This is a genomic window from Aeribacillus sp. FSL K6-2848 (assembly GCF_038004325.1).
In the GTDB taxonomy this organism is placed as follows: Bacteria; Bacillota; Bacilli; order Bacillales; family Aeribacillaceae; genus Aeribacillus; species Aeribacillus composti.
The window spans coordinates 2,197,830-2,223,929 of record NZ_JBBOQQ010000001.1; the positions used below are offsets into that span (position 1 = coordinate 2,197,830).

Consider the following 26,100-nt stretch of genomic DNA (forward strand, 5'->3'; position numbering starts at 1 on the left):
TGATACTTCATTATAAGTTAAGATTGCCCCTTAAGAGAACATTTTTGGCAAAATAAGAGAACAGCTGCCTGCAGAAATGGCAGCTGTTTGAGTGGTTTATTTGGCTAAATGTTGTTTTGAAGATCGTTTTCGATATATAACATAACTGCGGAGCAAATATTGAAAAGGAATGCTAAACACGTGAACTAATCGGGTGAAAGGCCAAACAATGAAAATGAAAAGAGCACAAACAATATGGATTTTAAACCAAATTGGTACATCAGCCATATAAGAAGGATCAGCTTGCAACAAGAAGATGCTTCTAAACCATGGTCCAATCGTCAATCTGTAATCAAAGCCGTTTGAATCAATGTTTAATATTGTCGAAGATAAACCGCTCATTATAACAACTGTCAATAAAAAGAGCACAAGCATATCCGTTTTGCTACTTGTCACCCGAATTCGCTTCACAAATAACCGTCGTTTCCATAAAATGAATAATCCGATGCACGATATGATTCCGGCCGGGATGCCAAATAGTATGGCCATTTTATGATAAATCGCTTCAGAAATGCCGATTGATTCATAAAATGATGCCGGAATCAAGATCCCCATAACGTGTCCTGCCATTACAATCAAAATTCCCCAGTGGAATAACAAACTGCCGATACGTAATTCTTTTTTTTCCAAAAATTCGCTTGATTTAGCCGTCCAACCCAGTTGGTCGTATTGGTAGCGAACAAAATGGCCGCCGATAAAGACCGTAAAAACAATATAAGGGAATATGCCCCAAAGAAATTGCTCCAGCATTTTTTCACCCCTTTCTCCCGATGCCGATTTCTCGAAGGACAAGCAATAATGCGTGCAAAATTTCTTGATAAATACTTTCAGCCTCTATTAATCTTTGCTGAATATCGCGAATGTTTTGTAAATATTTCCCAAAAATCGAAGCAACTTGGTGTTCCTCGGCCAGTGATGCAAATTCGAGCATTAGCGGCAGATAATCGGGAAGTTCTCTTTCAGTAGGTTCAAAGCCTGCTTTTTGGTAAGCCTGTTTTAATGCTATTAACTCGAAGCCGCGCTCCCTCTGTTCTCCCAAATTGTGATAAGTGACATATAAATTTGTTTTTTTTCCAAAATCGAATGTGTCAACATAAGATTGAATTCTTTCATTTTCATCCATTTTCCGAATAGCATCGATAAAATGCTCCATTTTTTCGCAGATTTGTTCCGGCATGTATTTTTTTGCTTCAAGACAATCATGCAGCCCTTTATACCACATGTCATCAGGATAGGTTAATAAATACGAAAGCACCTGAAAAACCGTTTTAAATGGTTCTTGCACAGCCAATCAACTCCGTTTCATGAAAGTGTGCCGCATGCGCCGGGGCCTCCAGCAAAAGAAAGGCCGCATGCGCCTTGCTCGTTATATAAGTCGGCCACTTGTTCACGATGGGAATGTGGAATAACAAATCGATCATTGTACTTGGCTATAGCCAGCAGCCGATACATTTCCTCCACCGCTTCTCCAGTCAAATGGAGCGATTTGATCATTTCTTCGTTTGGCACTTTATTCGTTTGCAATGCCCTCATATATATCCGCATTGCAGCCATTTTTTTCAAAACGGTGCGAATTTGTTCTTGATCTCCTGCCGTCAATAAATTGGCTAAATACTCGATCGGAATTCTCATTTGGTCGATTGCCGGGAAAATGTCCATATCATGTGCTTTGCTTCCTTTTCCTTCAATCATATTCGTAATCGGACTTAGCGGCGGAATGTACCAAACCATAGGAAGCGTGCGATATTCAGGATGAAGTGGAAGAGCAATTTTCCATTCAACCGTCATTTTGTAAATAGGCGATTTTTGAGCAGCTTCGATCCATTCTTCCGGTATTCCTTCCTCTTTTGCTTTTTGAATGACTTCAGGTTCATTCGGATCTAAGAAAATGGACAATTGCGATTCATACAATGATTTCTCGTCTGTTACGCTTGCCGCTTCTTTTACTTTGTCGGCATCATACAGAATGACGCCAATGTAGCGAATGCGGCCAACGCATGTTTCCGAACAAATAGTCGGCAAACCTGCTTCAATTCGAGGAAAACAAAGGGTACATTTTTCCGCTTTATTCGTCTTCCAGTTAAAATAAACTTTTTTATAGGGGCAGCTGGATACACAAAATCTCCATGAGCGGCATGCATTTTGATCAACCAAAACAATTCCGTCTTCCTCCCGCTTATACATAGCACCGGAAGGACATGCCGAAACACAGGACGGATTGATGCAATGTTCACAAATGCGCGGCAAATACATCATAAAGACATCTTCAAATTCGGACTTAATGGAGTTTTCCATTTTTAAGACATTCGGATCTTCCAGTGCTGTCACGTTGCCGCCGGCCAAATCATCTTCCCAGTTTGGCCCCCATTTCACTTCCATATATTCCCCCGTCAGAACTGATTTTGGCCGGGCGACAGGCTGATGTTTTTTTTCAGGACTGTTCGTTAATGTTTCGTAATCATAATTCCATGGTTCATAATAGTCATCAATCGTCGGCAAATCCGGGTTATAAAAAATGTTGAGCATCCGCTTTGTTTTGGAACCGGATTTCAATCGCAGATTCCTATTTTCATCCAATTCCCATCCACCATTATATTTTTCTTGATCTTCCCATTTTTTCGGGTAACCGATGCCCGGTTTTGTTTCGACATTGTTAAAGTACATATATTCTGCACCTAGGCGGTTTGTCCAAGTATTTTTGCATGTAACGCTGCACGTATGGCAGCCGATGCATTTATCTAAATTCATGACCATTCCAATTTGCGCCTTAACTTTCAAGCCAATCTACCTCCTTCAATTTGCGGATGATGACGTTTAAATCGCGCTGGTTTCCCGTTGGACCATAATAGTTAAAACCGTAGCTCAGCTGAGCATAACCACCAATCATGTGCGTCGGTTTCACATGAATCCTTGTTGGACTATTATGTGTTCCTCCCCTGTTATTTGTTAATTTCGTACTAGGAACATTAATATGGCGATCTTGGGCATGGTGCATAAATGCCATTCCTCTTGGAATTCGGTGGGAAACAACAGCACGTGCGACCACAACGCCATTGCGGTTAAAACATTCGATCCAATCGTTGTCTTGTATATCCGCTTCAGCTGCGTCATCCTTATTTAACCAAATGGTTGGACCGCCGCGGAATAAAGTAAGCATCGGTTGAGAATCAAAAAACATGCTGTGGATCGACCATTTGTTGTGTGGAGTTAGATAGTTCAATGTAATTTCTTTTCCTTCCGCTTCAGGTCGTTTTTCTTGAAACGGTTTATGCTGCAATGTTGGTTTATAAGTTGCCATCGCTTCGCCAAACTCCAACATGATTTCATGATCTATATAAAACGACTGGCGCCCGGTTAATGTCCGAAACGGGATAAGCCGTTCAATATTTGTTGTAAACGGCGAATAACGTCTTCCGCCTTTTTCGCAGCCGCTAAATGCAGGAGAAGTGATCACAGTTCTCGGTTGGGCCGTAATTTGTGCAAACGTAAAACATTCTTCTTCCCTTTCAGCAGCTAAATCTTTTAAAGGCATGTTTGTTTTTTTCTCAAGAGATTCCCAAGCCTTGACTGCAATGCGCCCGTTTGTCGTGGATGAGAGCGTCAAAATGGCTTCAGCCGCCTTTCTAGCATCACTGATATCAGGCATGCCTGCGCCAATCCCTTCTTTCATTGTTCCTAACGTTTTTTTCAATTTTTCATACTCCTCTTCAACAGACCAGTTAATCCCTTTAACACCATAAGGTGAGGCTGTTACATTCGGTCCTAGGGAAATCATTTTTTCAAAAATTTTTGTGTAATCTCTTTCCACAACATGAAATTGCGGCATTGTTTTCCCCGGGATAGCTTCCGCTTCGCCCTTGCTCCAGTCTTTCACTTTTCCAAACGGCTGTGCCATTTCTTGCGGTGTATCGTGTTGCAGCGGTGTTGCCACAATTTCTTTAACCGGCTTCATGTCCAATTCTTTTGCCAGATCTGAAACGGCTTTTGCTAATGATTTGAAAATTTCCCAATCGGTGCGTGCTTCCCACGGTGAAGCAATGGCCGGATTGAACGGGTGTACAAATGGGTGCATATCAGTACTGCTTAAATCATGTTTTTCATACCAAGTAGCGGCTGGAAGGACAATATCAGAATATAACGCCGTTCCAGCCATGCGAAAATCCAAATTGACCAATAAGTCCAATTTCCCTTCCGGAGCTTTTTCAGGCCAGTTAATTTCCGAAGGCCGCACCGAATCGCCGTCATCATTTAACAATCCGTTTGCAGCACCGAGCAAATGTTTCAAGAAATATTCATGCCCCTTGCCTGAGCTGGAAATTAAATTTGCCCGCCAAACAATTAAATTGCGGGGAAAATTTTTTTCATGATCCGGATCTTCAATAGCAAATTTTAGTCTTCTTTCTTTAAGCTCGTTGGCAACAAACTTTCTGATATCTTCCAATGTTTTCGCTCCTGATGAAATAGCCTCGTTGTACAGCTGAATTCCGCTTTTTTCAAAAGTCGGATAAGAGGGCAGCCAGCCGAGTCTCACGGCCAGCACATTGTAGTCAGCGTGATGGTGGTATCTCGCTTTATCCTGCAACGGAGAAACAAGACCATCCACCGATGACTCTTCATAACGCCATTGATCGGTAGCGAAATAAAAGAAAGACGTTCCGTTTTGCAATTTTGGAGGCATTTGCCAGTCACGGGCCATCGCAATCGTTTGAAAACCCTCTACAGGTCTCAGCTTTTCCTGCCCGACATAATGGGCCCAGCCTCCACCGTTTACGCCTTGAGCTCCAACAAATAACACAAGATTTAAAACGGCTCTGTATAAAATATCTGAATGAAACCAATGATTGATCCCAGCGCCGACAATGATCATCGAACGGCCGTTGGTTTCAATTGCATTTTCCGCAAACTCGCGGGCGATTTGAACTGCTTTTTCCCTGTTTACTCCTGTAATGGTTTCTTGCCAAGCCGGAGAAAAGGCTGCATTCTCATCATACGTTTTGGCGACATCGCCGCCTATGCCGCGGTCAACGCCATAATTGGCCAACACTAAATCATAAACGGTTGTGATAAACAGTTCTCCATTTTTTGTATTAAGTTTTTTTACCGGAACTTTTCGATGCAAAATATGATTTCCTTCAACAGAAAAATAAGGTATTTGAATTGTTGCCAATTCATCTTCAGTTCCAAGGAAAGACAAGAGCGGTTCGATTGCTTCGCCTGTTTGTTCGTCCTCGAGTTTCAAGTTCCATGTTCCGTTATTTTCCCAGCGGGAACCGATTGTTCCATTTGGAATGGCATACATTTCGGTTTTTTCATTCCAAACGAGCGGTTTCCATTCACCATTCTTTGTCTCCAGTCCAACATCCGCTGCATTTAAAAAGCGGTCTTGAACAAATTGTCCGTTTTTCTGTTTTGTCAGCGTCACTAAAAAAGGGAAATCTGTATATTGTTTTGCGTAATGGATAAAGTAATCGACTTTACGATCGACATAATATTCTTTTAAAATAACATGCCCCATCGCCATGGCTAATGCACCATCCGTTCCAGGTTTTACACTAAGCCATTCATCAGCAAATTTGGTTGATTCCGCATAATCGGGACTGACCGAAACAACTTTTGTCCCTTTATAGCGAACCTCAGCCAAAAAATGGGCATCAGGTGTTCTTGTCAACGGGACATTTGAACCCCATGTTAAAATATATCCGGAATTATACCAGTCGCTGCTTTCCGGAACGTCTGTTTGATCGCCCCATATTTGCGGCGATGCCGGAGGCAAATCGGCATACCAGTCATAAAAACTTAGCATTGGACCCCCGATGAGAGACATGAAACGTGAACCGCCGGCATAGCTCAACATCGACATTGCTGGGATCGGCGAAAAACCGATGTTGCGGTCTGGACCGTATTTAATGACAGTATAAAGCAAAGAGGCGGCAACAAGTTGGAGCACTTCATCCCATTTTGCACGCACAAACCCTCCTTTACCGCGTGCTTGTTTATATTGATTTGCTTTTTCCGGATTTTCTACAATGCTTTTCCATGCTTCTATCGGTGTTTCATGCTTTCTAAGAGCTTCGCGCCACATACTCCATAAAACGCCGCGAACATACGGATATTTGACACGCAACGGACTGTAAATATACCAAGAAAAGCTTGCCCCGCGCGGACAGCCTCTAGGTTCAAAATCAGGCATATCCGGTCCTGTACTTGGATAATCCAGCTGCTGGCCCTCCCATGTAACAATCCCGTCCTTCACATAAATGTTCCAACTGCATGAACCTGTACAGTTTACGCCATGGGTTGAACGAACTACTTTATCGTGCTGCCATCTTCTCCGATATACGTTTTCCCAATCACGATCCTCATTTGATAACTGGCTATGACCTTCTGAGTATTTTTCAATAGGTTGGATATATGTTAATTTTTTAAAAAACGATTTCCCATTTGCCAACGCTGTTCACTCCTTTTCTTTTATCCCTTTTATCCTTTCTTTCACTATAAAAAGTACGGAAATAAATAAATGTGATACACATCACAAACATTGCTGTTTTCACAAATATGTCGAAAAAACGTGATAAAATCTTTTTCCCATAAAAGAAAAAGCCGTTCCCTTTTGGTCGACAAGCGGCAGTTTATCACAGTTTCCTTTACGATCCTTCAATGGAAAGAAGCCTGCCCCATTTTCCTGAATTTGCAAAAAAAAGCCGGCATTCTGCCGGTCTTCCTGACGGTTATTCAATATTGCAATAAGATTTTGGACAATCTTCACAATTGATTTGCTTTTTTAAATAATCGAGATTATGAATGATGATTTTTCTCCCTTTGAACGAGACAATGCCTTTTGACTTTAAGGCATTTAACTCGCGGTTAACACTTTCGCGTGATGTTGAACTGAAATTAGCTAAATCTTGATGGGTGATTGAAACATCTAATAAAATTCCGCTGCTAATTTTCACACCATAACTATTTGACATCCGTATTAAGGTGGAATAAAGTGCGCCCTTTTTTCCATATAATACAAGGTCTCGAAATTTCGTATGCTGCTTGCGGAAATGTTCCGTCATCATTTTTAAAAACTCAACAGCAAACGCCGAATTTTTCAAAAGTTCTTTTTCAATCGTTTTATTGTAGATGATTAAGACTTCACTATCTTCCAATGCACGGCAATTAAATAAATATCGGCCGTTATTGGAAAAAATCATTAATTCGCCCATTACTGCGTTCGGTCCACATAAACGCAGACACAATTCTTTTCCGTCTCCGGAAAATTTGCTGATTTGAAATTTACCACGTGAGACAACAAAAAAGTTTTCGCCGACTTGTCCTTCTTGGAACAAAAACGTTCCTTTTTTAACTTTTTCTTTTAAATAAGCCAACTTTTTTAATGATTCTAAATGTTGGTCATTCAATGTGTTCGCCATTTTGATCACCATTTTTTAAATCTTTTCGGAAAAAGTCACCGTTTTTTCCGCCAGTTTTCTCAACCAAATAAGTCTGACCAATGATCATGCCTTTATCAATAGCTTTGCACATATCATAGACAGTCAAGGCGCATACACTGGCAGCTGTTAATGCTTCCATTTCCACTCCTGTACTGCCTTTTGTTTTGGCAAATGCATGGATCACCAATTGATAACGATTTTCATCAACTTGCCATTGAAAGTGAATGTCCACCGCTGTCAATGCGATCGGATGGCACATTGGAATAATATCGGCAGTTCGTTTTGCCGCCATGATACCGGCAACTTGAGCCACTGAGAGTACGTCTCCTTTTTTGATTTGCCCTTGCCGAATTTTTTCATACACTTCTTTTGCAACAAGAACACTGGAAACGGCATGGGCGGTTCTGACCGTTGTGTCTTTTTCTGAAATATCGACCATTCTTGCGCGTCCTTGTTCGTTCAGATGTGAAAATGAGTTCATTCTTTTACCCTCCACTTATTGGAGGAATCAAGGCGACGACGTCTCCATCGCCTATCACATCCTCCTCTGCAGCAAATTCTTCATTAACGGCAACCATGATCGATGAGGATGCCGATATTGAATAGTCGTTTTTTAAAATGTCCCGAAGTTGTTTAACAGTTATATTTTGGTACGGGAGCAAAAGTTCGTCTTTTTGCAATTGCTCTTTTAAATGGGCAAACAGCAACAGGCGGATCATTCCATCAACTCCTCAGGAAAGCCATTTTGATATGAAACAGTTCCTTTTTGATTGCCTACCCACATTTCGCCATCTTCCCAGTGTTCTTTTTTCCATATCGGAACGATTTCCTTGATTCGTTCGATTGCAAGCCGGCATGCTTTGAAAGCATCATCGCGATGCGGCGTTGAAACAGCAATGGCTACGGCAACATCCGTAATTTCCAATTTTCCAATGCGGTGAACAATCGCCGTTTTTGCTTCCGGAAAACGCTCTTTTATTTCAGAGCCGATTTGTTCCAATTTTTTTTGCGCCATTGATTCGTAAGCTTCATATTGCAAAAACAATGTTTTCTTGCCGTTGGTAAACTCTCTGACAGTGCCGACAAACGTCACAATAGCACCTGAAGAACGGTCGACAACATGGTCGATCACACTGGACACATTAATCGGTTCACGGACAATATGAAACATTTTTTGCAAGACGCCTCCTTTCACATTTTATCGGTTTAAATGCAGATAATTTTTTAACCAGTTTATTAGCAGGTCATCATCCTGACCGAGGATGAACGATCGTTTCTTTTTCATCGGTTTTCTGCTTGCGATTGCTTGAATGTTTGGAAGTTCAAGCAAATCCAAGTCATTTTCATCACGAAGACAAACGATTTTAGGATAGGATAATTTTTTATACCCTTCAATAAACAAAACCTCGATTTCAAAAAAATGTTGATAAAGCTCAATGAATTTCATTATAGATTTGCTTTCATCAATCCTTGCATGCAACAAGAGCGCCCCTTCCCCTGCAACAGCGGAAACTTTTGCACCTGCTTGAAAATGGCGAACGGAATCTTTTTGATATACGTCGGGAGTGCCTCCGTGGCCGTGATGCTTCAGCACACCGACTTTAATACCGAGGAAAGCAAACTCTTTGACGCATTTTTCGATAATGGTAGTTTTGCCGCTGTTTTGATAGCCGACAACTTGCATAATTAACATTGCCAAATAGGGGCTCCTTCTTCATCTTCTGTTAACAGCACATCCACTTCGGTTCCCGCTCGATAGCCTCTTGTCCCCCCTGGCAAGACGGTCAAACTATTGGAATCAATCAAAGAAGAGACAATATTTGATTTATCTTTGCCAATTGGTTCGACGGTCAATTTCCCATTTTGATAAGATAGTTTCGTGCGAACAAACCTTGTAAACGGATTCGGTTTTAAAAAATCCGCTGCCAGTTCGGCACGTATTTTTTTCAAATATCGGTGTTTTTGCCCGAGCATTGCTCGGATGTAAGGGCGGACAAACAGTTCAAAACCTACATAACAAGCAGAAGGGTTGCCGGATAAGCCAAATAACAATTTGTTGTCGACTACAGCAGCTGATGTCACACTTCCGGGGCGCATGGCAATTTTATCAAACAACAATTCGGCACGAAGCGATTCGTAGACGGCTGGAATATAATCGTAATCGCCGACTGAAACTCCGCCTGTCGTTACAACGATATCCGCCACATCCATGGCGTTTTTAACAGCTGCCAAAACATTTTCAAACGAATCATTGACAATTCCGCATCCAACCGGTTTAGCGTGTGCTCTTAAAATTTGCGCTTGCAACATGTAAGCATTGCTGTTGCGGATTTTCCCGGGTTCAAGCGGCTGATATACTTCAAGCAATTCGCTGCCCGTGGCGATGATGGCTACTCTCGGTCTTTTCATAACGGGAATATGATAAAAGCCAAATGTCGCCAAAATTGCGGTAATACCTGGATTAATCATCGTCCCTTTTTCAACTAGCAGGCTTCCTTTTTTGACATCTTCGCCAATGCGCGACAAATTTTCACCGGGCGATATATTCCGTTTGATTTCCACATACACTTTGCCATTGCGTTTCACTTCTTTTGTTAATTCTTTCATGACGACAGCATTTGCCCCTTTTGGAATAGCTGCACCAGTCATAATTTTAACGGCTTGATTCGGAAGAATGCCATCATTGTAGACACTTCCTGCCCCGATGGTTCCAATCACTTCCAATTGAACAGGCTGTTGGGATGACGCTGATTGCGTCGATTCAGCAAAAATGGCATAGCCATCATAAGGTGAACGGTCGAACCAAGGTACATCTGTCGTCGCAATGATGTCCTTGCCAAGGATGCGTCCAAAACATTTCTCGATCTGGACGTATTCCCATTCCCCTTCCATGCTTCTATTGATCACTCGTTCAATCGCTTCTTCCACCTTAATCGGTTTTCGCACGTTGTCCATTCCCTTCTTTTACCAGATTATAACATCACTTTACCCATGATGCGTGATAATCGGTGTGCAATTTATCACAAAATAAATGCGGATATAAACATTTCACATAATGTTCATTGTTAGAAAGAGAAATCTATTATTGGCTAAAAGTTTCGTAGTCTTCTTTTGTATTAATATTTAGAAACAATTTTTCTTCATCAAACTTTACATATTTTACCTTTATTTGGCCAAGCAGTTCCTTTACCGATAATTTTTTTTGCTCTAATAAGCTTTTGATTACCTTCTTTGTTTTTTGATGATATGCGGCCGCAAGCGGTTCTGTTTTGCCGTTTACGATAGGAACAACTGCCTCATACGGAGTGTTAAGATAGCCTGCCAGCTTTTGAAACACGGCTGCTTTTATAAAAGGGGTATCACACGGTGCGACCAAATACCATTCAGAATTGTATTGGGACATCACGGTGTAAATTCCTGCAAGCGGTCCGTGCCCTTTATATATTTTCAAATCATATGTATAAGGAATGTTTTGGAGTTCAGGCAATCCTGTTTTGATCTCCGGACGGATCACTGCAACAATCTCATCAGCAACTTCTTTCAAGGCATCGACGCTAATCATAAGAAAAGGCTTGCCGTTTCTTTTGGCCAGTGCCTTCGGTTCGCCAAAACGCTTGGATTCCCCTCCAGCCAAGACGATTCCAATGATGTTTTTCATTGCCTATGCATCTCCCAAACGATGTGGCGCAGTTCGGGCAGAATTAATTTTTCCATGGCAAGACGGACTGCATTCGTCGACCCCGGCATGCAAAAAATGACTTTATCTCCTATGGCACCAGCCAATGCTCTACTTAACATGGCGGCACTTCCGATTTCCTCGTAGCTTAAATAGCGGAACAATTCGCCAAACCCCACCATTTCTTTTTCAATTAAGCTTTTTACTGTCTCCACTGTTACGTCCCGTTTCGTAAACCCTGTTCCACCGTTTAATAAAATGATATCAATATCATGATTGCTTTCCAAAATGGCAGACCGTATCTCTTCTTTGCTATCTTCAACAATTACGTATTCTTTCACTTCCATCTGTTCTTTCTGCAGCATTTCAACAATTAGCGCACCGCTTCTGTCGGTTTCCTTTGTTCGTGTATCGGAAACTGTAATGACTTTGCAGCGAACTGAAACGTTTGCTTGCCTTTTATGATCGTTGGCACCCATTTTCCATCACCCGCCAATATAAGACATTTCAATTCGTTTTTTTGCAGAAACAGCTTTTCCTCTTTCTTCAGAGTAATGATCCCTGCGATTAGACCAAATACTTTCAATTATGCTTTTGAGTTCTTCATCATTTGCTCCATTTCTCATTACCGACAAAATGTCGACGCCATTTGAAGCAAAAAGGCAAGTAAATATTTTTCCATCCGCAGATAAGCGGATGCGTGTGCAGTCAGAGCAAAATGCCTGCGAAACAGAAGAAATAAAACCAATTTCAACTTTGGAATCGACGTATCTGTATCGTTTCGCCACTTCGCCCAAATAGTTGGCTTCCAACGGTTCAAGCGGCATTTCTTTGTTAATGAAATCATGAATTTCCTTGCTTGTTACCACTTCGTCCATCTTCCAGCCATTTAAAGTACCGACATCCATATATTCAATAAAACGGAGAATGATCCCTTTTTCTTTAAAAAAGCGGGCCATCGGCAAAATTTCTTGATCATTCCATCCTTTTTTTACAACCATATTCACTTTTACTGTAAGGCCATTGGAAACGGCTTCTTCGATTCCTTCCAAAATGACGGCCGATTTTGCTTTATTCCCGTTTAATTTCGCAAACACTTCGTCATTGAGAGCATCAAGGCTGACATTAATTCGGTTTACACCCGCTTTTTTTAATTTACCGGCATACTTTTTTAGCAAAAATCCGTTTGTTGTCAATGAAATATCTTGAAGACCTTCAATGTTTGCCAACATGCCGGCGAGAACGTCAATCTCTTTCCGTAAAAGCGGTTCACCGCCTGTCAGACGAATTTTTCGCACACCAAGTCCTACAAAAATATTGGCTAAGCGGTAAATTTCCTCAAAGGTCATCAGCTGCTCCCGCTTCAAAAAACAATATTCTTTTCCTTCTATTTCCGGCATACAATATACACAGCGAAAATTGCACCGATCCGTCACCGAAATGCGCAAATCCAATAAAGGGCGGTTCAATTGATCTCGCAACATCTTCCTCTCCTTATACATGCTTTCTTCATATGTTACAGACAAGCTAAACAAAAGAATGTGATCTCTGTCACATCAATTCGAATGATCATAAAAGATTAAATTAATTGTAAAAAAAATTTTCTGAAAATGAAACCTATTTGGAATTCATTTTGCCAATTTTCCATTTTTTATGGCTAACATGATGGGGCTCTATACGATGAATTGGGGAAACAAAATAGATAAACGAATAATACGTTAAGATTTCGGAAACGGAGGCTTTCTTAAAAGAATCAGCAGTTTTCATGATGGACACTGTACCCTTGCTTGGCGAACTGTAAAAAAGGCAGCCCTTCGGCAGCCCTTTTTGTCCAAACTATTCCTTTCTTAAAAGTTCGAGTGTTTCATTAAATTCTTTTTCAATTTCATGATTCGGCTGATAAGTAAAAATGCTGACAACAACTGTGACAAGGACGTTTAATAAAAACCCGGGAACAATTTCATACAGCGTGTCAGAAAGCGCGGAATTCCCCCAAATAAATACCGTTACAGCGCCAACAATCATGCCGCAAAGTGCACCAATCCCAGTTATTTTTCTCCAATATAACGCAAAGATAATAATTGGACCAAAAGCAGCTCCAAAACCAGCCCAAGCAAACGCAACAAGATTGAGAATGGTATCTGATTGTTCCCATGCAAAACAAACGGCAACAACCGATACAGCGAGTACTGCTAGACGGCCCAGCAAAATATATCTTTTGTCGGAACCATCCCGTTTGAAAACAGCCTTATAAATGTCTTCTACCAACGCCGATGAAATAACTATGAGCTGCGACGAAACGGTGCTCATAATAGCCGCAAGCACTGCAGCAAACATGATTCCCGCTATAAACGGGTGAAAAATCATTTGCCCCATGGAAATATAAACCGCTTCAGGATCAGAAAGAACTACTTCGGTGTTTTGGTGAAAATAGGCAACACCAATCAACCCTGATAACACTGCTCCTCCCAATGTTAAAATCATCCAACCGATGCCGATTCTTCTTGCTTGTTTTATTTCTTTGGCCGTTTTAATCGCCATAAATCTTATAATGATATGGGGCTGCCCAAAATACCCAAGCCCCCAAGCCAAGGAAGAAACCACACTGAAAACTGTTGCATTTGCAGTAAAGCTTAACAGATTCGGATCCACATGGCGGATGGATTCCACTGTTTCCTGAATGCCGCCAGTTTTCCATAAACCTATCACGGGTACAAGGATTAAAGCAAAAAACATAATGGTGCCCTGAACAAAATCTGTGTAACTAACAGCAAGGAATCCCCCAAACAAAGTATAAATGAGGATGACGGTGGCAACGACTAAGAGAAAGACATGATAATCATATCCGAATGAGCTTTCAAAAAATACTCCGCCAGCCACCATGCCTGATGAAACATAAAAGGTAAAATAAACGAAAATAATGAGCCCAGAAACAATGCGGAGAAATTTAGCATTTTGTTTAAAGCGGTTGTCAAAAAAACTCGGTATGGTGATCGAATCATTGGATACTTGTGTATAAACCCGCAGACGCGGTGCAATCAGTTTCCAGTTGAGCCAAGCACCGATCGTCAAACCGATGGCAATCCAAGCCTCTACCAGACCGGCGGCGTAAATGGCTCCCGGCAGCCCCATGAGCAGCCATTGCGACATATCCGCTGCCCCGGCGCTTAGCGCCGACACTGCCGGGCCGAGAGAACGCCCGCCAAGCATAAAGTCTGAAAGATTATGAACTTTCTTATATGCATAAAATCCAATTAATACCATTCCGATAAGGTAAAGAAAAATAGCGGTCAGTTGATAAACATAATCAGTCATGGAATCTCCCCTTATAAAAATAATTTTGGAAGCAGTTTTGAAAAATTATTTCCACTCGAAAGTTGTTTCAGATGTAAGAAGGTGCTTTCAACCACATTCAAAAAGGGTTTCTTCGCATAATTTTAGTAATTCCGGTCGATTGCTCCACAGCGCAGAAAATGCTAGGACAGGAGAAAAGAACGTGTTTATTATGGAGAAATTTGTACAGGCTTGATATTCTGCTTGAAACGGTCAGAATTTCTGAATTCTCGCTTCTTAACGATGATGATCTCCTCTTGCCTGTTCAGGTGAAAACAGTATAAAACAAATTCCTTTTTAAGACAATTTTTTTCGGGTAAGACGGAAAACGTCTTTGATGAGCCAATTGATATTTTGCGGTCGTTCAGCCAAACGGCGCATGTAATAGCCGAACCAGTCACGGCCGAAAGGCATATACGTTGTCATTTGATAGCCTTCGTTTGCCAATTCATATTGCATTTCCTGTCGAAATCCATAGAGCATTTGAAACTCAAATCGATCTTTTGGAATATTGTTTTCTTGAATAAATTTTTTCAATTGACGAATAATCCGATGGTCATGGGTTGCAATGGAAGTGAATGTATTGCCAAGCAGTCTTTTTTTCGCCAATTTCAAAAAATTTTGATCGATTTCTGTTTTGCATTGAAACGCAACTGCCGGACTTTCCTTATAGGCTCCTTTGACAATCCGAATGCGAACATTTTTCAATTTATCAAGAACCTCTTCCGCACATCGAAGATAGCTTTGTATAACCGTTCCCACGTTTTGATAATCTTTCAAAAGCAATTTTAAAATATCTATTGTCGGCTGAAAATGGGCATAATCTTCCATATCAATGTTTATAAAAATACAGTATTTGGTGGCCGCATCCAAGATTTCTCTCATATTTCCAAGGCAAAAATCCCGATCAATATCCAGCCCCAATTGGGTTAATTTTACTGAAACATGGCAATCCAGTTTTTCTTGATGAATTTTTTCCAACATATTAATGATTTGTCTTTTTGCTTTGCCGGCTTCTTCTTTATCGGATACGAATTCCCCCAGATTGTCAACAGTACAGCTGATTCCTTGTTCGTTCATTTTTTTAATTGTAAGTGTGACGCTGTCAATATCTGTCCCGGCAACGAACTTCTCAGCTCCAAGACGGAATCCCCATTTTCTTGCTTTTTTATTTAAAAATTTGTTTGTTGACAGAGCGATGAAAAAATTTCTTATTAAATTCTGCACCCCTTTTCCCCCTTACCTTTTTTACTCGGACCATCCGTTTATCAAGTTAACAATTCCCGCCTCTAGACATCGCTTTTATTGGACCTTTGTTCCTCAATTCTAATGTTAAAACATTTCGGAAACGGTTTTTGCTACCATGAACAATTTTAAATAGTCAGGGCCTCCAGCTTTTGAATCGGTACCGGACATTTTGAACCCCCCAAAAGGCTGATAGCCGACAATCGCAGCGGTGCATCCTCTGTTAAAATAAAGATTTCCAACATGAAATTCATATTTCGCCCGTTCCAAATGCTCCCTTGTATTTGAAATCACTGCACCTGTCAGCCCGTATTCAGTGTTGTTGGCAATTTCCAGCATTTCATTAAAATCTCTCACTTTTGCGAAAGCCACGACCGGGCCGAAAATCTCTTCCTGCATAATGCGCGCACTCGCATCCACATCTTTAAAAATTGTCGGGTACACAAAATATCCTTCGGAATCATCCGTTTGCCCGCCGTACACAAGTGTTCCTTCCTTTTTTCCGATTTCAATATAGCTTTTGATTTTATCAAATTGTTTTTGATTAATGACTGCCCCCATGTATACATCTTCTTCAGCTGGATTTCCCACCGTTAATGATTTTGTCAGCTCAACCGTTTTTCTCAACACTTCGTCATATACAGCCTCGTGAACCACCACTCTCGAGCAGGCCGAACATTTTTGGCCTGAAAAACCGAATGCGGAATGGACAATGGCATCGGCAGCCAAATCCAGATTTGCACTTTTATCTACAATGATCGTATCCTTGCCGCCCATCTCGGCAATCACCCGTTTTAAAAAATGCTGACCTTCCTGTACTTTTGCTGCCCGTTCATATATCCGGACACCAGTAGCCCTTGAACCGGTAAAATTAATGAAGTGCGCATCCTTATGGTCAACCAAGTAGTCCCCGATTTCTGCTGGGTCTCCGGGGACGAAATTGAGCACGCCTTCGGGCAGACCGGCTTCCTCTAGAATTTCCACCAGTTTGTATGCAACAACAGGAGTATTTTCCGACGGTTTCAGCAATACCGGGTTTCCGGCAACAAGGGGGGCAACTGTTGTTCCGACCACAATGGCGAAAGCAAAGTTCCATGGCGGAATCACCACCCCTGGCCCCATTGGCTGGTAAAAATAGATGTTATGTTCATTGGGCCGGTTGTTCATCTCTTGGTTCTTTGCAAGTTCGAGCATCTGTCTTCCATAGTATTCCAAAAAGTCAATACCTTCTGCTGTATCCGCATCTGCCTGTCTCCAAGGTTTGCCGGCATCATAGACGAGCCAGGCGGAAATCTCATGTTTTTTGCTGCGGGTGATGGCTGCCGCTTTAAAAAGCACATTTGCACGTGCCTCTGGGGACATTGTCCTCCATTTTTTAAAAGTTTCCTTTGCTGCTTCAAATGCCTGCTCAATGTGTTCTTTTGTCGCTTTTGACACTTTGCCGACAACCTGTTCTTTGTTCGCCGGATTAACAGATATCAGCTTTTCTTCGGTAAAAATTCTCTTGCCATTGATGATTAATGGGTACTCTTTGCCCAGTTGGCAACAAACCTTTTTTAAAGCGGCTTTAAACTCCCTTCGGTCAGCTGGATTGAGAAAATTGGTAAGTGGCTCGTGTTTGTAGGGAAAAACCATTAGTAAAACCTCCTTCATAAATCAACCTTCACTTTAAAATATGCAAAAATCATGCCAATCTTCTAAAATATTGGAAAAGTGGCATACATATTTTAATTTGTAATACTGCCCGTTTTTTTACTTGCAGCACACTTTCCAGTTCCAAGGCAACCTTCTATTTGTAGTAAATGACGCAGTTGAGAATGATCTTTTTTCAATGGCGTTTTGCCCGGGTTAGAAGAATTTTTCGCGCAATGGCCGCTGAACATATCAGCAAAGAAATAATCTCCCCCACCAAATACCTCAGCTGTTTCTACTTTAAAAACAACCTCTCTCTTTTCCATTTCCAGCAAAAACATTATTCATAGCGAAATGGGGGCAAGTCCTAATTATTGTAAAATCACACTCCCAGCTCAGCGAACTTAGCTCCCGGCAAATCAATACACAAAATTCTTTACTTAATCCGAAATGGTACCGATCTTTCATTGAAAACTGAAACATTTTCTAACAAGCAGTTCAATTGATGTTGCAACATCTTCCCTTCCCTCAATTGAAAGGCTATATGCCAATACGGCATCACGAATCAATTATTCATAAACTTTTCAAAAGTGATGCCGATGATGTGATGCAAATCACAAATTGCGGGAATTGTTTTTACTATGATGACCATTGATAAAAAAGATGGAAAGGAGAATATGGATGGGAAAAACTGTTGAATTAGATGTTCGCGAAGATTTAAAGAAGAAATTAGAGCCGTTTCAAAAAATCATGGCGGCCATTCAGCCTCTTGCACAAGGAGATGTATTTATTTTACACGCTCCGTTTAAACCCGTTCCGCTTTTTCCTATCATGAAGAAAAAAGGGTTTTCTTATCAAGCGGAAAAAATAGAGGATAAACATTGGAAAATTACCTTTGTTAAAACGGAGGAATGAAAAAATGATACTGGATAATCGCGGCTTAGAGCCCCCACAACCGATGATGCGGACTTTAACGGCATTAGCAAAATTAAAAAAAGGAGAAACGTTGAAAATTATTAATGACCGCCGCCCGATGTTTTTATTTGAACAACTTGACGATCTCGGTTATACCTATCAAACGCAAAAGCGCAGTGATGGAAGCTATGAAATAACGATTGAAAAGAAGGATGACGATGATGACGGCTAATCATACTTATGAAACGAATATTCGAATCCCTTTTTCGTTTATTATTTTTGGCTTACTGGCGTTTTTCCTTTCTCAAATTCTTTTATTTCTGTCAACTCGTCAGCTTTCAACCGGGGAAATGCGCCTTCCTGTCGTATTGTCAGCTGTCCATTTATTAGTGATTGGCTTTGCTTTAATGACAGCCATGGGGGCCATGTATCAGCTTGTTCCAGTCGTGTTTTTAACCCCGATATGGAATGAAGCATTCGCTTTTATCCAAATGGTCGTCACGTCATTAGGAATACTATCTTTTAGCATCAGCCTGGCCTTTAATATTCAAACGGCTATATTTTCAGGCTTGCTTCTTACTTGCGGGATTGTAATGTTTTTATGGCAGATGTTCATGACATTAAAAAAACAGAAAAAAAGAACGGTCATCACTTTATTTGTTGGTACCGCCCTCATTTGTTTGCTCCTAACGATCGGGCTCGGATTGACGCTTGCCTATCATTTTTGGAGCGGCAGACAATTAATCGATCATGATTTGATTTTCAAAGCACATATATTGCTGGGATTTTCCGGTTGGTTTACACTTCTTATCTTCGGATTTTCTTACAAAATGGTTCCGATGTTTTCATTGGCGCATCATTTTTCAATGAACACGGCCCGATATGTCTACATTTTTTATATAAGCGGTCTTGTATTAACTTTCATCAGTTTTATAACTGCAAATGACTGGTTGTTATCAGCAGGGCTTCAATTGATGGCTGTCGGATATGTGTTGTTTGCATACCATATGTTTGCCATTTTAAAGAAAAGGATGAAGAAAAAACTGGATAAACCTTTTCTGTTTGCTCTTTTGGCCATTGTTTTTGGAGTCATCCTGCACATAGCGGCGGCCGGTTTTTCTTTTGAAAGTGAAGCCCATTCCCGCATCTTTTCCATCATCATCTACTGTTATCTGTTCGGCTGGATTCTATTAAGCATCATTGGCTACTTATATAAAATTGTTCCTTTTCTATGGTGGACACACCGGTATAGCAAAAAAATCGGCAAAGAAGCGGTGCCGACTTTGAAACAAATGATAAATGAAAAATGGATTGTGATGGAATGCTGTTTATTTGTTGCGAGTCTTATCGGCATGATCGCTGCCCTTGCCTCTTCAAGTGCTGGTCTATTTTATCTTGCACAAGGAGGAATGGTGCTGTTTTCTGGATTATTTGCCTGTACGATTGGCTCCGTATTGCTGAAATAAAAAAATAAGGGAACGATTTACTGAAATATAAAGGGTGATGTTACAATGGAAATAAAAGCAAAAATTTTGGAAAAACTGCAAAACGTTTTAGATCCTGAATTGGGAATTAATGTCGTTGATTTAGGACTGATCTATAAGATTGAAGTAAAAGACGGAACTGCATTCATTTTAATGACATTGACTACACCCGGCTGTCCGTTGCACGACTCAATAGCAGGCGGTGTGAAACGCGCATTGCGTGATATTGAAGGCATTCAAGACGTAAATGTCCAAATCACTTGGAATCCGCCTTGGTCCCCTGATAGAATGAGCGAAAAAGCATTAAGGCAGCTAGGGTTCCTTTCCTAAACGTTTTTCAAAGACTGTTCCTTTCCTGAAAGGGACAGCTTTTTTTATGAAAAAAGTCCCAATGATTTTGGTGTTTTTGGCTCCACTTCCAGCGCACAAACAACAGCGTCACATTTAAGATTTTCGTCGTTTCATCCTTTCCCAGCCAAAAAAATCCCCCTCCAGGAAAACCTTTTTACAAATGCTGTCTGCCTGCAGGGGATAAGTTTTGGTTGGATCTTGCACAATTAATATTGGTCGGCTGTTTTTTCAACTGTTTTTCCTAATGCAATGCGATTTAATATATAACACACTATAGCAAATAAGCAAAGAAGCAAAAACCCTAGCGAATAAGAACTTGTCGCATCTTTTACGATTCCCATTAAAATGGGAGGAAAGAAACCGCCGATGCCGCCCCAGGCTCCAACAATCCCTGTTACAGCACCAGTTTCCTTTGCAAATAATTGCGGAACTAATTTAAAAACCGCACCATTTCCTAATCCTGCCATGATGGCAATCAACAAACAGGCGATAGTCATGACAAACATGTTGCTCATTCCGAATGCAAGGATGGCTGCCCCGATTGCAATACCCGCAAAAACAAACGTTAAAATCCTCTCTGCTCCCATCCTATCGCTCATATATCCGCCAATTGGTCTTGCCAAAGTGGCAATTACAGTAAAACCGGCTGCTCTAAGTCCTGCATCGACGGAAGATATATGAAACAAATCAATCAGAAGCGACGGCAAATACAAACCTAAAGCAACAAAAGCGCCGAATGTCACAAAATAGAGAATCGATAATATCCATGTATGCTTATATTTCATTACTGACAAGGAATCAATCATTCTTTGTTCAGTTTTCGGCATTTCCGGCGTGCAAAACCAAACGAACAGAAGCATTATAACGATCGGAAAAATATAGGTTAAAAATGCCCCTTTAAGTCCGAAAACTTCTGCGAGTGTCGGAACAGAAAAACTGGCTACGGCTGTTCCAATATTGCCCATGGCATTGATTCCTAAAGCTGTTCCTTGTTTTTCCGGCGGTGTCAACCGGGAAACAAATGTAACTGAAATCGCGAATGACGTACCGGCCATTCCGATGAAAAAAGCCCAAAACATCGTCATTCCGTAAGAATTGGCAAAACTGACGCCAACTAACGGAACAATTAAAAATAATAAAAGCAAGGAGAACATTTTCCGTCCGCCATACCGGTCAGTCCAAATTCCGAGTGGAATCCGCATCACAGAACCTAGCAAGACGGGTATGGCAACTAAGATGCTTTTTTGTGTTGATGTCAAATTATATATGTCCTGGAACGTACTTGCTAACGGAGATAAAATTCCCCATACGGCAAATGCAAATGTCATGGCTAAAGTAGTGACTGGCAGTAATGCTTTTTGTTTCATCAAAATCCCCCTCCTAAACAGATGATTGTTCCATCATTTGTATCATAGAAAAATAGGCGGGGAATGTTTGTGAACTTTATCACATAATTATTGATTGCCAAATAATTGTTAAAATTTCATCTCAACAAAAATGTTTTTACGATTTTTGCCCATTCAATCAAATTGAAAAGCCGCTTGCGTTTCCAACGGTTTAAACTTCCCGTTTTTGGCGAAGCGCTTTAGGAATGTATACACAATAAGGCTCACTCTCCAAATAGTCGCCTGTCACAGCATACGCTCTTGAGCGTGATCCTCCGCAAACAAAACGAAATTCGCAAACACCGCATTTTCCTTTATAAAGATTTGGATTGCGCAATTTTTGAAATATTGGTGATGTTCTATAAATATCGGCCAGTGATGTTTGTCTTATATTTCCCGCTTTGATTGGAAGCAATCCGCTCGGGTAAACATCGCCAATATGGGAAATAAACACAAAACCGTTGCCATCATTTACTCCCTTCGGAGCACGGCCGAGTCCGTCCACTTCCCCTGTAGCCCCTTTAAACAAAATATCTTCATAATGGATTTCTTTTCCATCTATTTGCTGTTCACGCATTTTGGCTTGCAAGACGACACGACGGTAATGTTGTCCGGCAGTCGTTTTAATATCAAATGGTACACGTTTGCTCTTTTCATATAACCAACGAAAAACTTGTTCATGTTGGGCGGGAGAAATCATATCCGATTGTTTTCCTCTTCCAGTTGGTACGAGGAAAAAAACGCTCCAAAGAACGCAATCAAGTTTTTCAACAAAATCCGCCATTTCTTCAAGAACATGAACATTGTAGCGTGATACAACCGTATTAATTTGAACAGGAATCTTAAATTCATGCAAATATTTGATTCCTTGCATCGTTAAATCGAAAGAACCTTTTGTGCCGCGAAAATGATCATGAATTTCCGCATTCGGGCCGTCCAAACTAAATGCCCAACGGGAAAGCCCGATATCTTTTGCCCTCTGCATCACTTCTTTTGTTACATTTGGAGTTGCACTCGGCGTGATTGAAACACGCAATCCCTTTTCAATAGCATATTCGGCAAGAGCGAATAAATCCGGCCGCATTAATGGATCACCGCCGGTAAATACTAATAGCGGCTGGTTCATCGCAAAAATATCATCAATTAATTTTTTTCCTTCCTGAAAAGTCAACTCATGGGGATCACGATGATATTGCGCCTCGGCTCGGCAATGCAAACAATTTAATTGACATGCTCTCGTCAACTCCCAAATGACTATAAAAGGGTTTTGGTCATAATCCATCATCACATACAAACTTTCTTTAAAATGAAAAATATCTCTGCTTCTTCTCATCATATAAAAAGGTGAGATTTTCGAAGTGAAAGCCATCACACTTTCCGATAAAAAGGAAGAAATGATTTTTACGAAAAAGTCATTTTTTTGACAAATGTTCAACTGCTGCGGATCTTCCCCGCGATTGCTTCGGTAATTCGCAAATGGATGAGCTGGTCTGCACCAAACCTTAAGTATGTTTACCACCTCATTTTTATTAAAAACTATGATTTACATCACACGACTCATTTGTAAAGAAACGCTATAATATGAAAAGAAAAACAAAGTTGAAATGAAGGTGTGATGCCATGACAAATAGCTGGGTCGTTGAAAGATTAAGAAGCGTTCCCCTTTTCCGCGAACTGTCTAATGAAGAATTGACTTCCATAGTCGCTATCTCTCAAGTACGTACCTATCAACCTAAATCATATGTATTCATGCAAGGCGACCTGCTGGAAAACGTATATTTCATCCATTCAGGAACGATTAAAATATATAAAACGGACAGAAATGGAAAAGAACAAATCGTTTCCATCTTGCAAAATGGAGAAATGTTTCCCCATATCGGATTTTTTCGCAAAGGATCTTACCCTGCTCATGCAGAAGTTATGGAAGAATCTACATTAATTGTCATTCCCATCAAAGATTTTGAGGAAACGCTTATGCTCTTTCCGGTATTGTCCATCAAATTGTTTCGTGTGATGAGTGAAAAAATTATAGATTTGCAAAATCGGTTAGAAGAGCAAATTCTTCATAATACATATGAACAAATCGTATTGTTGCTGTTGCGGCTTACCAAAACGAATGCACTGCCGCAAGGAAAACTTTATCGTTTGACAACCCATTTAACGAATCGGGAATTGGCAAATATGATCGGAACTTCCCGTGAAACCGTAAGCAGAACGCTTAACCAGATGAAGCGGAAGGGTCTTATTCTTGTTGATGACGACGGATATTATTTGGTTGATGCTGAACAATTGGAGAAAGAAATCTTTATGTAGCGGCCGCCAAAAAGAAAACTGTTTTTTGATGAATGTTTGAAGCGATTAAGAATCATAATAAAGGAAAACGAATTTTCATGGAGGAAACGAAATGTCCACAAAACGTCAAGACAAGAAAATGAAAAATAACCCAACCTTCGGAGCATATGATGAACCTGTAAAGAGCGGCAGCGAATCCGACCTAAAACAAGGTTTGGCCATAACGCAGGAACAAATAAGAGATACATATACGGAGGGCACAATTGATGGAATGATAGAGGATGTTGACGGCAACAACATCCCGTTGAAGACTGAAAAAGAATGATAATGCCTTTTTTTCCTGATATTAAAAATTTAAGTGAAAATGCCTGTACCCCCTGCAATCATCATGATGAATGCGGGGGAATTTCATGGCCAATTTTGTCTTGACAGCGTTTAAAAAAATATATCGGCATTACTTCCCCAAAAAAATCGAATGATCATTGGGCAATCAACCTTCTGCAAAGGGAAAATGCGCTTACGGCAGCATGAACAGATTGATGATCATAAACATTGCAAAACAAAAATATACGGCATTGCCCACTTCAATTAAACCGATTTTTAAAATCGGCATTTTTTTTCCGTAAAAATAAACAGCTCGAATAACACTCGGAATATAAGCTATTATAAAAACGGCATACTCGGTAGCGACCAAGCCGATCATTAAGAAAACATGAAAACCCCATGACAACCATTTATAGTTCGGATTGTTTTTTTCCCGAATCATTGTTTTGACATAAAAAGTGCTGCCCACAAAAAATAAAAAACAAAGCATTATGGTGATGAAAGCTTCTTTTGTTATTTCTCCGCTTACAATAAAAGAACTGGCAAGACCTCCAATGCAAAAAACAGCGATTGCTGCTAGATCATTGAAAAAAGCACGATCTTTTTTCTTTTTCCCATAATAAATATTTATTAAAAAAAACGGTGTCATCGCCATTCCGAAATATATTATTTCCCATCTATAAATTAATGGAAAGAGCAGTATAACGGCAGCAGCGGCAAAATAAAGAGCAAACCACTTTATATAAAATGGCTTGCGCTTATTTTTCATAGCCATCAGTAACGGATATGTTGCTAAATATAAACATAACCAGCCGATAAATAATGGAATATGAATCCAAGAGAACCCTCCTATATAAGCCCCCAATAGAAATGGTATAACAAGCATTGCCCAGGCTCCATGCTGTTTTGGAATCACTAATTTCTTGACGGTTGCCATCATGTATCCACCTTTCATCAACAATTTCTTCTAAATTCCATTATAGTGAAAAAAACTAGCTACGTTGTGATTTGTTGCATACCTCTTTGTTTTGTCACAAAATAGCCACAACACTAAACGGGAAAGTGACACCTGTCACTATTGAAAAGAACGAGTTGCGATATTATCTTTTTAACAATGAAATTGGGAGGGCAAAATAATGAAAACAATATTTACGGAAAATACGACAGTTGGAGAAATTGTCGCAATGCTTCCGAAAGCGAGCGATGTTTTTAAAAAAAATAAAATTGATTTTTGTTGCGGCGGTGATCGCTCTTTAAAAGAAGCAGCCGATAAACGGGGAGTGGCGATTGAGGAATTAATGAGTCAATTGCAGGATCTGTATGCTGCAATTGATGAAAAAACAGAGAAAAATTGGTTGACAGCAACATACTCAGAACTTATTGACCATATCATAAATAAACATCATCGTTATTTGTTGGAAGAACTGCCAAACCTTAGTCCCTATGTGACAAAAGTTATGCGAGTCCACGGCGGAAATCATCCACATCTAATAAAGGTTCATAAATTGTTTAATGAATTAAAAACGGAACTAGAACAACATTTATGGAAAGAAGAGTCTGAAGTATTTCCGCTTATTAGCCAGTTCGAGAAGCAGCCGACAAGCGAAAACGAACAAAAAATGAAAAAAATGATTGCCGATCTTACGAATGAACATGATAAAACAGGGGATATCATAAAAGAAATTAGACGGATCACAAATGACTATACCCTTCCGAACGGGGCTTGCCGAACATATCAACTCGTTTACAATCGTTTAGAAGCTTTGGAATCAGACTTATTTGAACATATTCATTTGGAAAATAACGTATTATTTCCACGCATTCTTCAATAATTTCGGGTGGAAGAGGCGGCGATCCCCCGCCTCTTTCTTCACCATCTACTTTCCATCTTCGTTGAGTCTAAGATCCATTTCAACATCACGGAAACGGACTGTTCAGACCTTGATCTAACCATTAAAACTTAAAACGTTTTATCAAGGACGAAG

The 26,100-nt window shown here is 40.4% G+C and carries 27 protein-coding genes; 7 read left to right on the forward strand and 20 right to left on the reverse strand.

From position 1 onward, the window contains the following. Positions 1-96: 96 nt before the first annotated feature. From narI to NSS70_RS10690, 17 genes are all read right to left on the reverse strand, one after another. Positions 97-789, reverse strand: a complete 693-nt coding sequence (narI, locus tag NSS70_RS10610; RefSeq protein WP_340881508.1) for a respiratory nitrate reductase subunit gamma — start codon at positions 787-789, stop codon at positions 97-99. Between the two features lie 4 nt (positions 790-793). Then, the gene (gene narJ / locus NSS70_RS10615; RefSeq protein ID WP_340881510.1) at positions 794-1,324 is read right to left on the reverse strand and encodes a nitrate reductase molybdenum cofactor assembly chaperone; all 531 of its coding nucleotides are present in this window, start codon (positions 1,322-1,324) and stop codon (positions 794-796) included. 17 nt (positions 1,325-1,341) lie between these two features. Next, positions 1,342-2,817: a nitrate reductase subunit beta gene (gene narH, locus NSS70_RS10620; RefSeq protein WP_340881512.1), complete on the reverse strand. Its 1,476-nt coding sequence runs from the start codon at positions 2,815-2,817 to the stop codon at positions 1,342-1,344. Then, positions 2,807-6,487 (reverse strand): nitrate reductase subunit alpha, encoded by a 3,681-nt coding sequence (locus tag NSS70_RS10625; protein WP_340881514.1) that lies wholly within the window; start codon positions 6,485-6,487, stop codon positions 2,807-2,809. Before NSS70_RS10625 ends, narH begins: the two co-directional genes overlap by 11 nt. Positions 6,488-6,767: 280 nt before the next feature. Beyond that, on the reverse strand, positions 6,768-7,457 hold the full coding sequence (locus NSS70_RS10630) for a Crp/Fnr family transcriptional regulator (protein WP_340881516.1): 690 nt from the start codon (positions 7,455-7,457) through the stop codon (positions 6,768-6,770). Continuing rightward, positions 7,438-7,959 carry a cyclic pyranopterin monophosphate synthase MoaC gene (moaC, locus tag NSS70_RS10635; protein WP_340881518.1) on the reverse strand — a complete coding sequence of 174 codons (522 nt, stop codon included), beginning with the start codon at positions 7,957-7,959 and terminating at the stop codon, positions 7,438-7,440. Before moaC ends, NSS70_RS10630 begins: the two co-directional genes overlap by 20 nt. 4 nt (positions 7,960-7,963) lie before the next feature. Then, complete coding sequence (gene moaD, locus NSS70_RS10640) at positions 7,964-8,197, reverse strand: molybdopterin converting factor subunit 1 (RefSeq protein ID WP_340881520.1); 234 nt, start codon at positions 8,195-8,197, stop codon at positions 7,964-7,966. Then, positions 8,194-8,649, reverse strand: coding sequence for a molybdenum cofactor biosynthesis protein MoaE (locus NSS70_RS10645; protein WP_340882508.1), 456 nt, complete (start codon positions 8,647-8,649; stop codon positions 8,194-8,196). The genes moaD and NSS70_RS10645 overlap by 4 nt, the downstream gene beginning before the upstream one ends. Before the next feature lie 27 nt (positions 8,650-8,676). Further along, positions 8,677-9,171, reverse strand: coding sequence for a molybdopterin-guanine dinucleotide biosynthesis protein B (mobB, locus tag NSS70_RS10650; RefSeq protein ID WP_340882510.1), 495 nt, complete (start codon positions 9,169-9,171; stop codon positions 8,677-8,679). After that, positions 9,165-10,433: a molybdopterin molybdotransferase MoeA gene (locus tag NSS70_RS10655; protein ID WP_340881522.1), complete on the reverse strand. Its 1,269-nt coding sequence runs from the start codon at positions 10,431-10,433 to the stop codon at positions 9,165-9,167. The genes mobB and NSS70_RS10655 overlap by 7 nt, the downstream gene beginning before the upstream one ends. 127 nt (positions 10,434-10,560) lie before the next feature. Beyond that, entirely contained in the window at positions 10,561-11,136 is a 576-nt protein-coding gene (locus tag NSS70_RS10660) for a molybdenum cofactor guanylyltransferase (RefSeq protein WP_340881524.1), read from the reverse strand. After that, entirely contained in the window at positions 11,133-11,633 is a 501-nt protein-coding gene (locus NSS70_RS10665; protein ID WP_340881526.1) for a MogA/MoaB family molybdenum cofactor biosynthesis protein, read from the reverse strand. Before NSS70_RS10665 ends, NSS70_RS10660 begins: the two co-directional genes overlap by 4 nt. Positions 11,634-11,639: 6 nt before the next feature. After that, a complete protein-coding gene (gene moaA, locus NSS70_RS10670) occupies positions 11,640-12,638 on the reverse strand; it encodes a GTP 3',8-cyclase MoaA (protein ID WP_340881528.1) in 999 nt (332 codons plus the stop codon). Positions 12,639-12,990: 352 nt separating this feature from the next. Further along, on the reverse strand, positions 12,991-14,469 hold the full coding sequence (gene putP / locus NSS70_RS10675; RefSeq protein ID WP_340881530.1) for a sodium/proline symporter PutP: 1,479 nt from the start codon (positions 14,467-14,469) through the stop codon (positions 12,991-12,993). Positions 14,470-14,784: 315 nt separating this feature from the next. After that, positions 14,785-15,714: a proline dehydrogenase family protein gene (locus NSS70_RS10680; RefSeq protein WP_340881532.1), complete on the reverse strand. Its 930-nt coding sequence runs from the start codon at positions 15,712-15,714 to the stop codon at positions 14,785-14,787. 105 nt (positions 15,715-15,819) lie between these two features. Further along, positions 15,820-17,367: an L-glutamate gamma-semialdehyde dehydrogenase gene (gene pruA, locus NSS70_RS10685; RefSeq protein WP_340881534.1), complete on the reverse strand. Its 1,548-nt coding sequence runs from the start codon at positions 17,365-17,367 to the stop codon at positions 15,820-15,822. Between the two features lie 92 nt (positions 17,368-17,459). Then, positions 17,460-17,699, reverse strand: coding sequence for a hypothetical protein (locus NSS70_RS10690; protein WP_340881536.1), 240 nt, complete (start codon positions 17,697-17,699; stop codon positions 17,460-17,462). Positions 17,700-18,045: 346 nt separating this feature from the next. Between NSS70_RS10690 and NSS70_RS10695 the strand changes: the two genes are divergently transcribed. The 4 genes from NSS70_RS10695 to NSS70_RS10710 are packed head-to-tail and all read left to right on the forward strand — an operon-like array spanning position 18,046 to position 20,093. Then, on the forward strand, positions 18,046-18,279 hold the full coding sequence (locus NSS70_RS10695) for a DUF2249 domain-containing protein (protein WP_063387667.1): 234 nt from the start codon (positions 18,046-18,048) through the stop codon (positions 18,277-18,279). 4 nt (positions 18,280-18,283) lie between these two features. Then, positions 18,284-18,511 carry a DUF2249 domain-containing protein gene (locus NSS70_RS10700; RefSeq protein WP_311066123.1) on the forward strand — a complete coding sequence of 76 codons (228 nt, stop codon included), beginning with the start codon at positions 18,284-18,286 and terminating at the stop codon, positions 18,509-18,511. Beyond that, positions 18,498-19,745: a hypothetical protein gene (locus NSS70_RS10705; protein ID WP_340881538.1), complete on the forward strand. Its 1,248-nt coding sequence runs from the start codon at positions 18,498-18,500 to the stop codon at positions 19,743-19,745. The genes NSS70_RS10700 and NSS70_RS10705 overlap by 14 nt, the downstream gene beginning before the upstream one ends. 45 nt (positions 19,746-19,790) lie before the next feature. Continuing rightward, on the forward strand, positions 19,791-20,093 hold the full coding sequence (locus NSS70_RS10710) for a metal-sulfur cluster assembly factor (RefSeq protein WP_063387670.1): 303 nt from the start codon (positions 19,791-19,793) through the stop codon (positions 20,091-20,093). A 227-nt stretch (positions 20,094-20,320) separates the two neighbouring features. Here NSS70_RS10710 and NSS70_RS10715 read toward each other — a convergent pair whose 3' ends face one another. Next, positions 20,321-21,484, reverse strand: a complete 1,164-nt coding sequence (locus NSS70_RS10715) for an MFS transporter (protein WP_340881540.1) — start codon at positions 21,482-21,484, stop codon at positions 20,321-20,323. Between the two features lie 187 nt (positions 21,485-21,671). After that, positions 21,672-22,784 (reverse strand): TIGR04053 family radical SAM/SPASM domain-containing protein, encoded by a 1,113-nt coding sequence (locus tag NSS70_RS10720; protein ID WP_130156975.1) that lies wholly within the window; start codon positions 22,782-22,784, stop codon positions 21,672-21,674. Positions 22,785-23,119: 335 nt separating this feature from the next. On the opposite strand from NSS70_RS10720, the gene NSS70_RS10725 reads away from it, so the two are divergent. Together NSS70_RS10725 and NSS70_RS10730 are read left to right on the forward strand one after the other, a co-directional pair. Beyond that, positions 23,120-23,812: a Crp/Fnr family transcriptional regulator gene (locus NSS70_RS10725; protein WP_340881544.1), complete on the forward strand. Its 693-nt coding sequence runs from the start codon at positions 23,120-23,122 to the stop codon at positions 23,810-23,812. 91 nt (positions 23,813-23,903) lie between these two features. Beyond that, the gene (locus tag NSS70_RS10730; protein WP_339192851.1) at positions 23,904-24,116 is read left to right on the forward strand and encodes a YozQ family protein; all 213 of its coding nucleotides are present in this window, start codon (positions 23,904-23,906) and stop codon (positions 24,114-24,116) included. A gap of 192 nt (positions 24,117-24,308) precedes the next feature. Here the strand turns inward: NSS70_RS10730 and NSS70_RS10735 are convergent, their stop codons facing one another. Beyond that, the gene (locus NSS70_RS10735; protein ID WP_144598043.1) at positions 24,309-25,052 is read right to left on the reverse strand and encodes a YwiC-like family protein; all 744 of its coding nucleotides are present in this window, start codon (positions 25,050-25,052) and stop codon (positions 24,309-24,311) included. Between the two features lie 199 nt (positions 25,053-25,251). On the opposite strand from NSS70_RS10735, the gene ric reads away from it, so the two are divergent. Beyond that, the gene (gene ric, locus NSS70_RS10740; RefSeq protein ID WP_339192852.1) at positions 25,252-25,947 is read left to right on the forward strand and encodes an iron-sulfur cluster repair di-iron protein; all 696 of its coding nucleotides are present in this window, start codon (positions 25,252-25,254) and stop codon (positions 25,945-25,947) included. The last annotated feature ends 153 nt before the right edge of the window (positions 25,948-26,100 follow it).

What these genes read in the sequence shown, in the direction of transcription:
- narI (WP_340881508.1), bottom strand. Translation starts at nt 789, where the DNA reads ATGCTGGAGCAATTTCTTTGGGGCATATTCCCTTATATTGTTTTTACG.
- NSS70_RS10630 (WP_340881516.1), bottom strand. Translation starts at nt 7,457, where the DNA reads ATGGCGAACACATTGAATGACCAACATTTAGAATCATTAAAAAAGTTG.
- moaC (WP_340881518.1), bottom strand. Translation starts at nt 7,959, where the DNA reads ATGAACTCATTTTCACATCTGAACGAACAAGGACGCGCAAGAATGGTC.
- moaD (WP_340881520.1), bottom strand. Translation starts at nt 8,197, where the DNA reads ATGATCCGCCTGTTGCTGTTTGCCCATTTAAAAGAGCAATTGCAAAAA.
- NSS70_RS10645 (WP_340882508.1), bottom strand. Translation starts at nt 8,649, where the DNA reads ATGTTTCATATTGTCCGTGAACCGATTAATGTGTCCAGTGTGATCGAC.
- mobB (WP_340882510.1), bottom strand. Translation starts at nt 9,171, where the DNA reads ATGTTAATTATGCAAGTTGTCGGCTATCAAAACAGCGGCAAAACTACC.
- NSS70_RS10655 (WP_340881522.1), bottom strand. Translation starts at nt 10,433, where the DNA reads ATGGACAACGTGCGAAAACCGATTAAGGTGGAAGAAGCGATTGAACGA.
- NSS70_RS10660 (WP_340881524.1), bottom strand. Translation starts at nt 11,136, where the DNA reads ATGAAAAACATCATTGGAATCGTCTTGGCTGGAGGGGAATCCAAGCGT.
- NSS70_RS10665 (WP_340881526.1), bottom strand. Translation starts at nt 11,633, where the DNA reads ATGGGTGCCAACGATCATAAAAGGCAAGCAAACGTTTCAGTTCGCTGC.
- moaA (WP_340881528.1), bottom strand. Translation starts at nt 12,638, where the DNA reads ATGTTGCGAGATCAATTGAACCGCCCTTTATTGGATTTGCGCATTTCG.
- putP (WP_340881530.1), bottom strand. Translation starts at nt 14,469, where the DNA reads ATGACTGATTATGTTTATCAACTGACCGCTATTTTTCTTTACCTTATC.
- pruA (WP_340881534.1), bottom strand. Translation starts at nt 17,367, where the DNA reads ATGGTTTTTCCCTACAAACACGAGCCACTTACCAATTTTCTCAATCCA.
- NSS70_RS10695 (WP_063387667.1), top strand. Translation starts at nt 18,046, where the DNA reads ATGGGAAAAACTGTTGAATTAGATGTTCGCGAAGATTTAAAGAAGAAA.
- NSS70_RS10700 (WP_311066123.1), top strand. Translation starts at nt 18,284, where the DNA reads ATGATACTGGATAATCGCGGCTTAGAGCCCCCACAACCGATGATGCGG.
- NSS70_RS10705 (WP_340881538.1), top strand. Translation starts at nt 18,498, where the DNA reads ATGATGACGGCTAATCATACTTATGAAACGAATATTCGAATCCCTTTT.
- NSS70_RS10710 (WP_063387670.1), top strand. Translation starts at nt 19,791, where the DNA reads ATGGAAATAAAAGCAAAAATTTTGGAAAAACTGCAAAACGTTTTAGAT.
- NSS70_RS10720 (WP_130156975.1), bottom strand. Translation starts at nt 22,784, where the DNA reads ATGATGGATTATGACCAAAACCCTTTTATAGTCATTTGGGAGTTGACG.
- NSS70_RS10725 (WP_340881544.1), top strand. Translation starts at nt 23,120, where the DNA reads ATGACAAATAGCTGGGTCGTTGAAAGATTAAGAAGCGTTCCCCTTTTC.
- NSS70_RS10730 (WP_339192851.1), top strand. Translation starts at nt 23,904, where the DNA reads ATGTCCACAAAACGTCAAGACAAGAAAATGAAAAATAACCCAACCTTC.
- NSS70_RS10735 (WP_144598043.1), bottom strand. Translation starts at nt 25,052, where the DNA reads ATGGCAACCGTCAAGAAATTAGTGATTCCAAAACAGCATGGAGCCTGG.
- ric (WP_339192852.1), top strand. Translation starts at nt 25,252, where the DNA reads ATGAAAACAATATTTACGGAAAATACGACAGTTGGAGAAATTGTCGCA.